15 protein-coding genes are annotated in these 13,925 nt (G+C 66.6%); 9 read left to right on the top strand and 6 right to left on the bottom strand.

Features of this window, described 5'->3' with window-relative positions; all coding sequences use genetic code 11:
- Positions 1-57: 57 nt before the first annotated feature.
- The 7 genes from sufB (at position 58) to AC1DVA_RS15845 (ending at position 6,658) form a co-directional block, all read left to right on the top strand.
- Positions 58-1,530: a Fe-S cluster assembly protein SufB gene (gene sufB / locus AC1DVA_RS15875; protein WP_265053229.1), complete on the top strand. Its 1,473-nt coding sequence runs from the start codon at positions 58-60 to the stop codon at positions 1,528-1,530.
- Positions 1,531-1,678: 148 nt separating this feature from the next.
- A complete protein-coding gene (gene sufC / locus AC1DVA_RS15870) occupies positions 1,679-2,431 on the top strand; it encodes a Fe-S cluster assembly ATPase SufC (RefSeq protein WP_476806493.1) in 753 nt (250 codons plus the stop codon).
- Complete coding sequence (sufD, locus tag AC1DVA_RS15865) at positions 2,431-3,780, top strand: Fe-S cluster assembly protein SufD (RefSeq protein ID WP_265053231.1); 1,350 nt, start codon at positions 2,431-2,433, stop codon at positions 3,778-3,780. The genes sufC and sufD overlap by 1 nt, the downstream gene beginning before the upstream one ends.
- Positions 3,780-3,986, top strand: coding sequence for a tautomerase family protein (locus AC1DVA_RS15860; RefSeq protein WP_400506761.1), 207 nt, complete (start codon positions 3,780-3,782; stop codon positions 3,984-3,986). Before sufD ends, AC1DVA_RS15860 begins: the two co-directional genes overlap by 1 nt.
- Before the next feature lie 2 nt (positions 3,987-3,988).
- Positions 3,989-5,242, top strand: a complete 1,254-nt coding sequence (locus tag AC1DVA_RS15855; RefSeq protein WP_476806492.1) for an aminotransferase class V-fold PLP-dependent enzyme — start codon at positions 3,989-3,991, stop codon at positions 5,240-5,242.
- 11 nt (positions 5,243-5,253) lie between these two features.
- Complete coding sequence (locus AC1DVA_RS15850; protein WP_265054819.1) at positions 5,254-5,661, top strand: SUF system Fe-S cluster assembly protein; 408 nt, start codon at positions 5,254-5,256, stop codon at positions 5,659-5,661.
- Between the two features lie 109 nt (positions 5,662-5,770).
- Entirely contained in the window at positions 5,771-6,658 is an 888-nt protein-coding gene (locus AC1DVA_RS15845; RefSeq protein ID WP_265053234.1) for a PhzF family phenazine biosynthesis protein, read from the top strand.
- A 217-nt stretch (positions 6,659-6,875) separates the two neighbouring features.
- On the opposite strand, the gene AC1DVA_RS15840 is transcribed toward AC1DVA_RS15845, so the two are convergent.
- Both AC1DVA_RS15840 and AC1DVA_RS15835 read right to left on the bottom strand, forming a co-directional pair.
- The gene (locus AC1DVA_RS15840; protein ID WP_476806491.1) at positions 6,876-7,235 is read right to left on the bottom strand and encodes an MmcQ/YjbR family DNA-binding protein; all 360 of its coding nucleotides are present in this window, start codon (positions 7,233-7,235) and stop codon (positions 6,876-6,878) included.
- A gap of 7 nt (positions 7,236-7,242) precedes the next feature.
- Positions 7,243-8,310, bottom strand: a complete 1,068-nt coding sequence (locus AC1DVA_RS15835; RefSeq protein WP_476806490.1) for a malate/lactate/ureidoglycolate dehydrogenase — start codon at positions 8,308-8,310, stop codon at positions 7,243-7,245.
- A 206-nt stretch (positions 8,311-8,516) separates the two neighbouring features.
- Here AC1DVA_RS15835 and AC1DVA_RS15830 point away from each other — a divergent pair, with 206 nt between their 5' ends.
- Positions 8,517-8,906: a HesB/IscA family protein gene (locus AC1DVA_RS15830; protein ID WP_265053237.1), complete on the top strand. Its 390-nt coding sequence runs from the start codon at positions 8,517-8,519 to the stop codon at positions 8,904-8,906.
- A gap of 28 nt (positions 8,907-8,934) precedes the next feature.
- Here AC1DVA_RS15830 and AC1DVA_RS15825 read toward each other — a convergent pair whose 3' ends face one another.
- Both AC1DVA_RS15825 and AC1DVA_RS15820 read right to left on the bottom strand, forming a co-directional pair.
- The gene (locus AC1DVA_RS15825; RefSeq protein ID WP_476806489.1) at positions 8,935-9,993 is read right to left on the bottom strand and encodes a GGDEF domain-containing protein; all 1,059 of its coding nucleotides are present in this window, start codon (positions 9,991-9,993) and stop codon (positions 8,935-8,937) included.
- Positions 9,994-10,179: 186 nt separating this feature from the next.
- Positions 10,180-11,655: a DEAD/DEAH box helicase gene (locus AC1DVA_RS15820; protein WP_476806488.1), complete on the bottom strand. Its 1,476-nt coding sequence runs from the start codon at positions 11,653-11,655 to the stop codon at positions 10,180-10,182.
- Positions 11,656-11,817: 162 nt separating this feature from the next.
- Between AC1DVA_RS15820 and AC1DVA_RS15815 the strand changes: the two genes are divergently transcribed.
- The gene (locus tag AC1DVA_RS15815; protein WP_476806487.1) at positions 11,818-12,513 is read left to right on the top strand and encodes an alpha/beta fold hydrolase; all 696 of its coding nucleotides are present in this window, start codon (positions 11,818-11,820) and stop codon (positions 12,511-12,513) included.
- A 2-nt stretch (positions 12,514-12,515) separates the two neighbouring features.
- Here the strand turns inward: AC1DVA_RS15815 and AC1DVA_RS15810 are convergent, their stop codons facing one another.
- Positions 12,516-12,776 (bottom strand): hypothetical protein, encoded by a 261-nt coding sequence (locus AC1DVA_RS15810; protein ID WP_265053241.1) that lies wholly within the window; start codon positions 12,774-12,776, stop codon positions 12,516-12,518.
- 102 nt (positions 12,777-12,878) lie between these two features.
- Complete coding sequence (locus tag AC1DVA_RS15805; RefSeq protein WP_476806486.1) at positions 12,879-13,778, bottom strand: LysR family transcriptional regulator; 900 nt, start codon at positions 13,776-13,778, stop codon at positions 12,879-12,881.
- Positions 13,779-13,925: the final 147 nt, after the last annotated feature.

Below are 13,925 nucleotides of genomic sequence, written 5' to 3'. Positions count from 1 at the left end.
GTTCCGCAAAACGAAGACCAAACCGGCGGGCCTTGAACCCGCGACTGGAGACTGAACATGGCAGCGGTCCAGGAGACCATCGATCAGGTCAAGTCGATCGACGTGACCGAGTACAAATACGGCTTCGTCACCGAGATCGAGGTCGACAAGCCGGCCAAGGGGCTGACTGAAGACACCGTCCGCTACATCTCGGCCCGCAAGAACGAGCCGGAATGGATGCTGGAATGGCGGCTCGACGCTTTCCGCCGCTGGAAGACGATGACCGAGCCGGTCTGGTCGCGCGTGCAGTACCCGCCGATCGACTATCAGGCCCTCTACTACTACGCCGCGCCGAAGAAGGGCGCCTCGCCGAAGTCGCTGGACGAGGTCGATCCAGCGATTCTCGAAACCTACAAGAAGCTCGGCATCCCCTTGCGCGAGCAGGAAATCCTGGCCGGCGTCGCGCCGGAGAACCGCGTCGCGGTCGATGCCGTGTTCGACTCCGTCTCGGTGGTCACCACCTTCAAGAAGGAGCTGGCGCAGGCCGGCGTGATCTTCTGCTCGATCTCGGAGGCGATCCAGGAGCATCCCGAACTGGTGAAGAAGTATCTCGCCACCGTCGTGCCGGTGACGGACAACTACTTCGCGACGCTCAACAGCGCGGTCTTCACCGACGGCTCCTTCGTCTATGTGCCGAAGGGCGTGCGCTGCCCGATGGAGCTCTCGACCTATTTCCGCATCAACGAGCAGAACACCGGCCAGTTCGAACGCACGCTGATCATCGCCGACGAGGGCGCCTATGTCAGCTATCTCGAAGGCTGCACGGCGCCCAAGCGCGACGAGAACCAGCTCCACGCCGCGGTGGTCGAGCTGATCGCTCTCGACGATGCCGAGATCAAGTACTCGACCGTCCAGAACTGGTATCCGGGCGATTCCGAGGGCAAGGGCGGCATCTACAACTTCGTGACCAAGCGCGGCGACTGCCGCGGCAAGAACTCGAAGATCTCGTGGACGCAGGTCGAGACCGGCTCGGCCATCACCTGGAAGTACCCGTCCTGCATCCTGCGCGGCGACGGCTCGCGCGGCGAGTTCTACTCGATCGCGGTGTCGAACGGTGCGCAGCAGGTCGATAGCGGCACCAAGATGCTGCATCTCGGCAAGAACACCACCTCCAAGATCATCGCCAAGGGCATCGCTGCCGGCAAATCGGACTCGACCTATCGCGGCATCGTCTCGGCGCATCGCAAGGCGACGGGCGCGCGCAACTTCACCAACTGCGACTCGCTGCTGATCGGCGACCAGTGCGGCGCGCACACCATCCCCTATATCGAGGCCAAGACCGCGACCGCGATCTTCGAGCACGAGGCCACCACCTCGAAGATCGGCGAGGACCAGCTCTTCTACTGCCAGCAGCGCGGCCTCTCCGAGGAGGAGGCGGTGGCGCTGATCGTCAACGGCTTCGTCAAGGAGGTGCTGCAGCAGCTCCCGATGGAGTTCGCCGTCGAGGCGCAGAAGCTGATCACCATCTCACTCGAAGGCTCGGTTGGATAAGGGCGGTCATCCCGCACGCGCTGCGGCACGAAGTGCTGCTGCGCAGATGCGGGACCGTCATCAGGACCATCACTGGACAAAACGATCCCGGGTCTGCGGCGCACCGCTTCGCGCTGCACCGCGCACGGGATGACACAGGAACGAAACGATGCTCGAAATTCGCAATCTGGTCGTCAAGATCGCCGACGAGGACAAGCAGATCCTCAATGGCCTCAACCTCACCGTGAACGATGGCGAGGTCGCCGCGATCATGGGGCCGAACGGCTCCGGCAAGTCGACCCTCTCCTATGTCATCGCAGGCAAGGAGGACTATGAGGTCCTCGATGGCGAGATCCTGCTCGACGGCGAGAACGTGCTGGAGATGGAGGCCGACGCCCGCGCCGCCGCCGGCATCTTCCTTGCCTTCCAGTACCCGCTGGAAATCCCCGGCGTCGCCACCATGACCTTCCTGAAGGCGGCGATGAACGCGCAGCGCAAGGCGCGCGGCGAGGCCGAGCTGCTGACGCCGGACTTCATCAAGCTGGTCAACGGGGCCGCCGACAAGCTCGGCATCGCCAAGGACATGCTGCGCCGGCCGCTCAATGTCGGCTTCTCCGGCGGTGAGAAGAAGCGCATGGAAATCCTTCAGATGGCTCTGCTTTCGCCGTCCATGTGCATCCTCGACGAGACCGATTCCGGCCTCGACATCGACGCGCTGCGCATCGTCGCCGAGGGCGTCAACGCGCTGCGCGACAAGAGCCGCGGCTTCCTGGTCATCACCCACTATCAGCGCCTGCTCGATCACATCGTGCCGGACACCGTCCACGTCATGTCGAAGGGCCGCATCGTGAAGACCGGCGGCCCGGAGCTGGCGCTGGAGCTCGAGAAGTCGGGCTATGCGGCCTATGCGGAGGCGGCGTGATGGCCATCGTCACCCCGCTGAAGACGGCGGCCGAGCAGCAGCTCGCGCAGCAATACGCCGACAGCAAGGCCGAGCTGCCGGGCGGCCCGGCCGTGCGCAAGCTGCGCGAGGACGCCTTTGCCGGCTTCGAGGCCAAGGGCCTGCCGCATCGCCGGCTCGAATCCTGGCGCTATACCGACCTGCGCAGCATCCTGCGCGAGGCGCGCCCGCTCGCTGACGCCGCCGATGTGACCGCCAGGGTCAAGGCCCGGCTCGGCGAGATCGAGCTCGCGGGTCTGCGGCTGGTGCTGGTCGACGGCGCCTTCGCGCCGGAGCTATCGGCGCTCGATGCGATCCCTGAGGGCGTCTCGGTGCACTCGCTCGCCGACGCGCTGGTGTCGCCGCGCGAGGATCTGACCCGCATCCTGGCCGGCCCCTCGGTCGGCGCCGACGACACCGGGTTGATGCTCAACACGGCGCTGATGCGCGACGGCGTCTTCGTCGAGATCGCCGAGGGTGTGGAGCTCGAGGAGCCCGTCGTGATCGTCTCGCTCGTCTCGGGCGAGGAGGAGCGGGCGGTGTTCCATCGCTCGGTCGTTCTGGCCGGCAAGGGCGCCAAGGGCACGATCGTCGAGGTCAGCGAGGCCGCGGGTTCCGCCGCCCAGCAGATCAACGGCGCCATCGTCTTCGAAACCGGCGACGAGAGCGAGATCCAGCATGTCCGGTTCGTGACCCGCCAGCAGCCCGCGACCGTGCAGGTGCAGAGCCTGCTCGCGACGGTCGGTGCCCACGCGAAGTTCGACTCCTTCGCTCTGGTCTGCAAGGCCGGCACCGTGCGCCAGCAGCATTTCGTCCGCTATGCCGGCGAGCACAGCGAGATCGGCCTGCGCGGCGTCAACCTGCTCCGTGCCTCCGAGCATTCGGACGTTACGCTGATCGTCGACCATGAAGTGCCGCACGGCACCAGCCGCGAGCTGTTCAAGTCGATCATCGGCGGCGAGGGTACTGGTGTGTTCCAGGGCAAGGTCGTCGTGCGTCCCCACGCGCAGAAGACCGATGGCAGCATGAAGAGCAACGCGCTGCTGCTCAACGACGGCGCCTCGATGTACAACAAGCCGGAGCTCGAGATATTCGCCGACGACGTCGTCTGCGGCCATGGCGCGACCGTCGCGCAGATCGATGGCGACCAGCTCTTCTACCTGATGGCGCGCGGCCTGCCGCGTGCCCAGGCCGAAGCTCTGGTGCTGCAGGCCTTCGCCGGCGAGGCGGTCGAGTTCATTGCCGACGAGAACGTGCGCGAGATCGTCATGGGCGAGGTCGTGGCCTGGCTCCAGGCCCGCGAGGCCGCTTCCGAGGTGAGCACCGTCTGATGCCCTACATCAATCTCCAGATCACCAAGGGCGCGACGCGCGAGCAGAAGGCCCAGATCGTCAAGGAATTCACCGAGACGCTGGTGAAGGTGCTCGGCAAGAACCCGCAGAACACCCATATCGTGATCCAGGAGATCGAACGGGAGGATTGGGGGCATGCCGGGGCGCTCGTCGCCGACCGGCAGCCCGGTTCCGGAAAGGCGTGAGCATGAACGCGGTCACCGGCCAGCCCGTGCTGAAGCCCTACGACGTCGAGGCGATCAGGCGGGATTTTCCGATCCTGTCGCGCGAGGTCTACGGCAAGCCGCTTGTCTATCTCGACAACGCCGCCTCGGCCCAGAAGCCGAATGCGGTGATCGACGCGATGACGAAGCTGATGCGCGAGGACTATTCCAACGTCCATCGCGGGCTCCACTATCTCGCGAACGCCTCGACCGAAGCCTATGAGGCTGCACGCGAAAGCGCGCGGCGCTTCCTCAACGCAGCGCATCTGGAGGAGGTCGTCTTCACACGCTCCTCGACGGGCGCGCTCAACACCGTGGCGTCCTCGCTCGGGCGGTATCTGAACCTCGGCGAGGGCGACGAGATCATCGTTTCGATCCTCGAGCACCACTCCAACATCGTGCCCTGGCACTACTGGCGCGAGCGCCACGGCGCCGTGCTGAAATGGGCTCCTATCGACGAGGATGGCAATTTCCTCGTCGAGGAATTCGAGAAGCTGATCTCAGCCCGCACCAAGGTCGTGTCGCTCACGCATATGTCGAACGCCACGGGCACGATCGTGCCGATCGCCGAGGTCGCGAAGATCTGCCGGGCGCATGGCATCCCGCTCGTCGTCGACGGCAGCCAGGGCGCGGTGCACCTGCCGGTCGACGTGCAGGCGCTGGGCTGCGATTTCTACGCCTTCACCGGCCACAAGACCTATGGGCCGACCGGCTCCGGCATTCTGTGGGGCCGCAAGGAATGGCTGGACAAGCTGCCGCCCTACGAAGGTGGTGGCGAGATGATCGTCACCGTCACCGAAGACACCGTGACCTATAACGACCCGCCGCACCGCTTCGAGGCCGGCACGCCGGCCATCATCGAGACGGTGGGGCTCGGCGCGGCGCTCGAATACATGATGGCGCTGGGCCGCGAGAACATCGCCGCGCATGAGGCGAAGCTCGGCGCCTATGCGATGGAGCGGCTCGGCGAGATGAACTCGATCCGCATCTTCGGCAAGGCGAAGGAGAAGGGCGCGATCGTCGCCTTCGAGATGAAGGGCGCCCATGCGCACGACGTCGCGACGGTGATCGACCGCGCCGGTGTCGCGGTTCGCGCCGGCACCCATTGCGCAATGCCGCTTTTGGCACGATATGGAGTGACATCGACCTGCCGCGCTTCCTTCGGCCTCTACAACACGCTGGAGGAGGTCGACAGCCTGGTGGAAGCGCTGAGGAAGGCCGAGAACCTGTTCGCATGATTTCTTCGAGGATCCCAGCCTTGGCTACATCCGAACCCATCGAGCTGAAGGAAGACAGCTACAAGCCCAACGAGCCGCAGGTCGGCTCGAGCTCGTCGCTGCCGCCCGAGGAGATCGACCGGCTGACCGACGACATCGTCGCGGCGCTGAAGACGGTCTACGACCCCGAGATTCCGGCCGATATCTACGAGCTCGGCCTGATCTATCGCGTCGACATCGCCGACGACCGGCAGGTCTCGATCGACATGACGCTGACGGCGCCGGGCTGCCCGGTCGCCGGCGAGATGCCGGGCTGGGTCGAGAACGCGGTCAGCACCGTCAACGGGATCGCCGGCGTCACGGTCAACATGACCTTCGATCCGCCCTGGGATCAGTCGCGCATGTCCGACGAGGCTCGCGTCGCCCTCGATATGTGGTGAATGCCGCCGGCCCCATGCCGGCGTGATGAATCGCATTCCATCGCTTCATTGGCGTTCGGTCGGCTTCGCTGGCAGGAAAGGCTGAGCCCGATCCGCCCCGGAGCCTGCGATGCCGCGCTTCCCCTACGAAACCGTCGACGTCTTCACCGACCGCCCGTTCGGCGGCAATCCGCTCGCGGTCTTCACCGACGCGCGCGGGCTCTCCGATGCGCAGATGCAGGCGCTCGCGGCGGAGATGAACTACAGCGAGACGACCTTCGTCCTGCCGGCTGACGACCCGGCCAATGATGCGCGGGTCCGCATCTTCCACCGTACGGCCGAGATGCCCTTCGCCGGCCATCCCAATGTCGGCACCGCCTGCGTGCTCGCGCGCCATGGCCGCGACCGCGATGGCGTGCTGCGTTTCGAGCAGATGGCGGGCCTTGTCGAAATCGCGATCGAGCGTAATGGGGCAGGCGAGGTGACTGGCGCCGTGATCGCCGCTCCGCAGGCGCTCTCGCTTGGCATCGAGCTGCCGGCCGAGGGCATCGCCGCCTGCGCGAGCCTCGCGCCCAGGGATATCGTCACGGCAGCCCACCAGCCGGTCCAGGCCTCGCTCGGGGTCAAGTTCGTGCTGGCGCAGGTCGCGCCCGAGGCCTTGGCCACGGCCACCCCCGATCTCGCAGCCTTCCGGAGCCTCGAAGGTCAGTATGCCGAACTGGCCGGGCGGCTATCGCTGTTTCTCTATGCGCGCGACGGCAACAGCATCCGGGCGCGGATGTTCGCGCCGCTGGCCGGCACCTGGGAAGATCCGGCAACCGGCAGCGCCAGCGCCACGCTCGGTGCGCTCCTGCTCTCGCTCGATGGCGGCGACGAGGCCGCCTATACCATCACCCAGGGCGTCGAGATGGGCCGGCCCAGCTTGCTGAACGTGACATCCCGGCGCGTCGCGGACGGCTTCCGCTCCCGCGTCGGAGGCGGCAGTGTGCCGATGTTCCGCGGCGAGGCGCTGCTCTAGCCGGTGTTGACACTTGGCCGCGCCGGCTTAGAGCCCCGCCGCCGTCATTCCGGGGCGCCGCGAAGCGGCGAGCCTGGAACCCATGAACACGACGTATTAGAGAGGGCTGAGCCGGTCTGCAGCGCAACTTGTCCGGCCCGGTGTTTGTGGGTTCCGGGCTCTTCGCCAAGGCGAAGCCCCGGAATGACGGCGTCGTTCCGTCAGAACCCAGCAGGCTCTAGGCGAGCCCCAATTCGGCCCGCGCGCGCTTCGTCATTCCCGCAGCGGCGAGGCGGTGGCTCTCGCGCAGATAATCCTGCAGGGCATCATCCGGCATGCTTTCGCCGGACTGCCACTGGATCCATTTCATGCCGCGCGAGGCGAGATAGGGCGCGGGTCTCAGGCCTGGCAGCTCGCTGAGGATATCGAAGGCCATCGGCGAGCATTTGAAGCTGATGGCCATCTCCCCGTCATCCTGCTGGCGGCCGATGGCGAAGACCTTCTCTCCGACCTTCCAGACATCGGCACCGCCCCATTGCACGACATGGCATGTGGCCGGCAGGGTGGCGCAGAATCTGTTGTAGGCCTCGGGCGACATGGCCGCCTCAATAGCTCTCGGCGTCGATGCCATGGCGCGCGGCCGCGGCCTTGATCTGCGACCAGGTCTCGTCGTCCAGCGGAATACCGGCCGCGCCACGCTCGGCCCGGACCGTCCGCTCCTTGTCGCCCGGCGCCAGCACCGGATTGGCCTGGTCCTGCGGCTTCGCCGCCCGCACGAAGGCCAGATAGCTCTCGATGCGGCTCTTACGCAGCTCGGCATCCGGTTCAAGCCGGGCGGGGTCGATGATGACGCCGAAGAGCGAGTTGATGATCCAGGTCTTTCGCGGCTTTTCGTCGATGCGGGCAGCGCCCATCAGCCCGGCCGACAGCAGCTCGGCGATCAGCGAGAGGCCGGCACCCTTGTGGTCGCCGAAGGGCAGGAGGGCTCCGAGCGGATGGTCCGGGCTGGCGAACACATGCGCCGGGTCCGTCGTCGGCCGGCCTTCGCCGTCGATGATGTAGCCGGGCGGCACCTGCTCGCCCTTGTTCAGGGCCACGCGGGCCTTGCCATGCGCCATGCGGCTCGTCGCGAAGTCGAGGATGAGCGACTCGCCGCCGGGGACAGGGATGCCGATCGCATGCGGATTGGTGCCGAAGCGCGCTTCCTTGGCCGCATAGGGCGCGACGATCGGCGGGCGGCCGGCGACATTGACCCAGAAGAACGAGATCAGCCCGGCTTCCGCCGCGACCTCGGCGTAGTGGCCGATGCGGCCGATATGATGCGAATCGAGCAAGTTGACGATGGCGACGCCGCCGGTCCTGGCCATTTCGACCGCGTGGTCGACGGCATTGCGCGCATTCGGCTGGCCCAGAGCGACCGCGCCGTCGATGATCAGGAAGGGCGCAGCATCGACCCGCGTCTGCGGTTGCGATTGCGGGCTGAGATTGCCGTCGGCCAGCGACTGGAAATAGAGCGGAATCATCCCGACGCCGTGGCTGTCATGCCCGCTCAGATTGGCGAGCACGAGATGGTCGGCGGTCTCCTGCGCCTCCGCGTCCGTCCAGCCGGCTTTCGCGACCATGTCCCTGACGAGGGCGCGCAGCGATTCGGGGCGGTGGAGGCGATGAGGCATGGGCTTTCCGGCTGTTGGTCTGGTATCGAGGGCGATCGCGCCAGAGTGCATGCCTCGGCTCGATCCGCAATGCGTCTGGAGGGCGGGCGACGGAGCCGCGATGCATGGCCACGCCATCGGCATCTCGACGTAGGGCAGCGCAATCCCTATGTTAGGCAGACAATCTTGCTTCACCGGGCCTTGACCCCGGTCGAGGAGGGACAACGATGTTTTCGATACCGGGCCTCAAGGTCATCTCTCTGACCGACGCCGCGGCCACCCGCATCCGTGAGATCATGGCTCAGTCGGCCGGCGGAGACATGCCGGCGCTCGGCCTGCGCGTGGGCGTCAAGAAGGGCGGCTGCGCCGGGATGGAGTATACCTTCGAGATCGCCCGCACGGTCGACAAGGGTGACGAGGTCGTGAGCGAAAAGGATGCGACGGTGATCGTCGACGCCAAGGCCGTGCTGTTCCTGCTCGGCACCGAGCTCGACTTCAAGACCGACCGCTTCTCCTCGACCTTCGTGTTCAACAATCCCAATCAGGTTTCGGCCTGCGGCTGCGGCGAGTCGGTCGAGATCAAGCCGCGCAGCGAAAGCGCACTCGCAGCATCCTGAGCGGCCAAGCGGGCGCGTCCGGAAAAGCTCAGGCGACGCGGCTCGTCGTCTCCAGCGCATCCTCGGTGACGGTGCGGTTCCGCCCGTCGCGCTTGGCCTGCATCATCGCCTGATCCGCGCGGTCCACCAGCGAGCCGGCGGTGTCGCCGCGCCGATAGCTCGATACGCCGAGCGAGATGGTGATGCGGCCGAGGTTTTCATTGGTCGAGCGCTTGATGAGCTCGCGGGTCAGCAGGGCCTGGCGCACGGTTTCCGCGCCGAACTTGCCTGCGATCAGATCGGCATCCGGCAGGATGATCGCGAATTCCTCGCCGCCGAAGCGGGTGATGACCGCCTTGTCCTTGAACTTGTCCTTCATGGTGCGCGCGACGAGGCGCAGCACCTGGTCGCCGGTCAGATGGCCGTGGGCGTCGTTGAAGCGCTTGAAGAAGTCGATATCGGCCATCACCAGCGCGAAGGGCTCGCGCCGGAGCGTCGCCTGATCGATCGACTTCTGCAGCATCTCCTCGAAATGGCGGCGGTTGGCGAGGCCGGTCAGCGGATCAGTGAGCGCCTCGGCGCGGGTCGATTCCAGTGCCTCGCGCAGGTTGCGGATTTCGTTGGCGCTGTTGCGCAGCTCGGCCTCGAGCTGGGCCTTGCGGACAACTTCCTCGCGGGTCGACATCACCAGCGCCTCGACCCATTCGCGCAGCTGGTGTCGGTCGGTCGGCGGCGGAACCTCCTCCGACATCGCGGTGAGGCGGCCATGATAAAGCTCGCTGGAACCGAGCGCCCTGTCGACCAGCGACATCATCGCATCGATCTCGCCGAGGACCTGCATGCTGGTGCGCTCGGCCTGGCGGGAGAAGCGCTCCGAGCTGATGAAGCGCTCGTAGAGGCTGTCGATATCGGCGGCGTTCACCTGCCCGTCGCTGCCGGCGATGATCGCGTTCATCGCCATGCTGACGGCCGGCATCTCGCCGCTCAGATGGGCGTACCAGACCTCGAAGGCGCGGGGATAGCTCGGCGAGCCGTGCTGTCGCATGGCGGCGACGACGCGCTCGGCGAGATCGTTGGTGCGGGCGGAAACCGAAGCTTCGTCGTCCATGCCTTCGCCATTCCGGTATGAAGCCGGATCGTGGCCTTCGGCCACGTCAGCTTCGATTGATCCAATCGAAGCGGGACATCCTGTCCGTCTATACGGCGGCATGCGCCCGTCCGCTGCTGCGATGATCTCGCTGCAGCGAAGGCCAATCTAGGAAGCTGGCGTTAAAATCAGGTTGATGTCGTAAGGTCAGCCGACACGGACCGGACGCAGCAGGAAGGCCGGCACGTGATCGCCGAGCCCCTTCACCTGTGGGCCGTCATCGTCGTCGCGCGTGCGGGGCGCGCGGGAGCGCCGGGGCTCTTCCTGACTCCGCGCGACGGGCGGTGGCGGCGTCGTCTCGGAATCGGGCCGGATCGGGACACGGCGTGGTTTGCGCTGCGTATCCGCCGCGTTCTCGTCGCTGCCCGACCGCGAGGCCCCTGCCTCGGAGCGCGAGCTGCGCTCGGGCCGCCCGCGACCGCCCCGCGAAGAGCTGCGCTTCTCGTCCCGACGGCCGCCACGACGCTCGTCCCGCGGCTCGCCCGGCGGCAGCGCGTCGAGACCGCCGCCCTCATAGGCGATGGCCTGGCCGGTCAGCTTCTCGATCGCGCTGACGAGCTTTTCGTCATGGCGCGTGACGATGGTGAACGAGGCGCCTTCGCGCCCGGCGCGGCCGGTGCGGCCGATGCGGTGGACATAATCCTCGGCATGGGTCGGCACGTCGAAGTTGAAGACATGGCTGACGGCCGGAATGTCGAGGCCGCGAGCCGCCACGTCGGACGCGACGAGGATCGGGTTCTCGCCTGTACGGAACGATTCCAGCGCCGCCATGCGGGCGTACTGGTCCATGTCGCCATGCAGGGCGACGGCCGGGAAGCCGTGGCGCAGCAGCGATTTATGCAGCGTCGCGACATCGCGCTTGCGGTTGCAGAAGACGATCGCGTTCTGCAGGTCGGTCGCGCCCTTGATGAGCTTGCGCAGCGTCTCGCGCTTTTCGAAGTCCTGGCCGTTGGAGGCGATCAGCCGCTGGGTGATCGTCGTCGCGGCCGTCGCGGGGCGAGAGACTTCCACGCGCACCGGATTGTGCAGGAACTGCTCGGAGATGCGGGTGATCTCCGGCGGCATGGTCGCCGTGAAGAACAGCGTCTGCCGGGTGAAGGGGACGAGCTTGCAGACGCGCTCGATGTCCGGGATGAAGCCCATGTCGAGCATGCGGTCGGCCTCGTCGATGACGAGGAGCTCGACGCCGGTCAGCAGCAGCTTGCCGCGCTCGACATGGTCGAGCAGGCGGCCGGGCGTCGCGATCAGCACGTCGACGCCGCGCGTGATCTTCGCGTCCTGATCGCCGAAGGAGACGCCGCCGATCAGCAGCGCCACCGAGAGCTTCTGGTTGACGCCGTAGCGCGTGAAGTTCTCCTCGACCTGCGCGGCAAGCTCGCGCGTCGGCTCTAGGATCAGCGTTCGGGGCATCCGGGCGCGGGCGCGCCCGGTTTCCAGGATGGTGAGCATCGGCAGCGTGAAGGCTGCGGTCTTGCCCGTGCCGGTCTGGGCGATGCCCAGGACGTCCTTGCGTGCAAGGACATGCGGAATGGCCTGGGCCTGGATGGGTGTCGGCGTGCTATAGCCTGCGGTCGTGACGGCCGTCAGAACCTTTTCGCTCAAGCCGAGTTCGGCAAATGACATCGCGTATGGCGCTTCTTCAGGGTCGGTGAAACGCGGCGGGATGACCTGCTCGACCACCGCGTTGGCGCGACAACACTTCCTGCGCGCCTTCGGACCCGTGTGGAATGCAAAGAAAACGCGGCAAAGTCAATCATCTAGCCTTGAAAGGACGTTTTTCACCTCATGAAGGAGCCGCTCATTCTCGTTCCGGGGCTCAGTTGCAACGCTGCGCTCTATGCCGGGCAGTGGCCCGCGCTAGCCGATGGACGCCCCATTCTGGTCGCCGAACACAGTCTCGACGACAATTTGGCCGCCATTGCACGCCGTCTGCTCGATAGCGCTCCGGAACGCTTCGCGCTCTGCGGCCTGTCGATGGGCGGTTATGTCACGTTCGAGATCCTGCGGCAGGCGCCGGAGCGTGTCACGCGTCTCGCCCTGCTCGACACCAGCGCCAAGCCGGCGACGCCGGAGACGAATGTGCCGCGCGAGCAGATGATCACGCTGGCGGAGAAGGGCGCCTTCGACAATGTCACCACGCTGCTCTGGCAGAAGCTCGTCGCCCCCGCGCGCTTGACCGACGAGCCGCTGCGACTCCTGGTGCGTCAGATGGCGGATGATGTCGGGGCGGAGGGCTTCATCCGGCAGCAGCAGGCGATCATGCGGCGCCCGGATTCGCGGCCCACGCTCGCCAGTTCGACCTGCCCGACGCTGGTTCTCGTCGGCGAGGAGGATGAGATCACGCCTGTCGCCGAAGCGCGGGAAATGGCGGGGATCGTCGGCGAACGTGGGCGGCTTGAGATCGTTCCGCAGTGCGGCCATCTCTCGACGCTGGAGGCGCCCGATGCCGTGACCCGCGAACTACTGCGCTGGCTCGGCTGAGATCAGCGCGGCAGGACGCAGGGGTCGAGGCGCGTCTCGTTCGCGGCCTTTGTGATCGAACCCGTGGTCAGCGGATCGACCGGTTGCCGCTTGGAGGCAGCGAGGCTGACGGCTGCCATCCGGTCCTTGTCCAGCGGCGGCGTGCGGCTCGACATGAAGTTGGCGGCGATCACCGAAAGGAAGGCGATGGCCGCGCCGGCCTTGGCGACATCGGCGGCCATGGTGCCCCGGTCATTCTTCCAGAACAGTTCGATCAGGCGCATGGCGCACTCTCCGCGTCTCGTAACGTCACGAGCACTGGAGGCGACGTTACGCGAGAGCCGTAAAAGCTTGGTTAGCCGGTTCTTGCCGGGATACGCGCAATTCTACCGACCGGGCTCCGCTTCGACGGCGCCTCCCGCAAGGCGGGATCGCTGCTCGCGGAAGAGCCTGCGCAGCGCGGTCAGCACGGCGATCACGCTCGGCCGCCCGCGCGAGACATCGTGCGAAATCAGATAGATGTCATCGCCGGTCTGCTCCGGCGGTGGCTCGAGGCGGACCAGACCCGGATCGGCGTCGCCCATGAAGCACGGCGCCATCGACAGGGCGCCGGCCGAGCGGATGCTTTCGTAACGCGCCGAGGAATCGCCGACGCGCGCCGCGATGGGGCGGCCGGCCGCATAGGCCATGATGTAGTCGTCGATTCGCGAGGAGGTTTCGCGGTTGACCGAGATGACGGGGGCGCTCGCAGGATCGATGTCGCGCCGCACATAGAGCGCCTGCATCAGCCGGCCGACCTTCTGTGCGTAGTACCCGGGCTCCGTCGGCACCTTGCTCATGCGCAGCGCGATGTCGGCCTCGCCGCGCGAAAGATCGAGGCGGCTGCGCGTGCTGAGGATGACGATCTCCACGCCGCCGGCCGCGGCCGAGATGGCGGTCGCATGCATCGTCAGCAGCAGGCTGATCGAGGTCGTCGCCGTAATGCGGACCGGCGCGTTGGCGAGCGGCCGTGCGACATCGGCTCGGATGGTGAAGCGATGAGTAGCGGCCTCGATCTGCCGGGCCTCGGCGGCGAGTTCCAGCCCGATCGCCGTCGGGGCGAGCCGGTTGGCCTCCCGCGTGAAGAGCTGCAGCCCGAGATCGCGTTCGAGCGCCTTCAGCCGGCGCGCGACGGTGGCTTCACTCAATCCGAGCTGCGCCGCCGCCACGGCCATCGACCCGCCGATGGCGATCGCGTTGAAGATGCGGATGTCGTCCCAGGAGACGTCCCAGCCGGGCGATGCCATATCGCCGTCGCGTCGAGATGGAGGTGGAGCAGGCTCGGCCATGTGGTCAGCGGCCAGTCGCGACGTGCGGCGTGGTGCTTGCGGTCATGGCGGTCCGTTGGGAGGGGCAGGTTCGGCATGCGCGAACCCTGCCCGTAACCGCATCTC

The sequence above is a fragment of the Allobosea sp. P4_C6 genome (assembly GCF_056402015.1).
The sequence above is the reverse complement of the archived record's forward strand: the minus strand, read 5'-3'. Positions and strand labels throughout refer to the sequence as shown.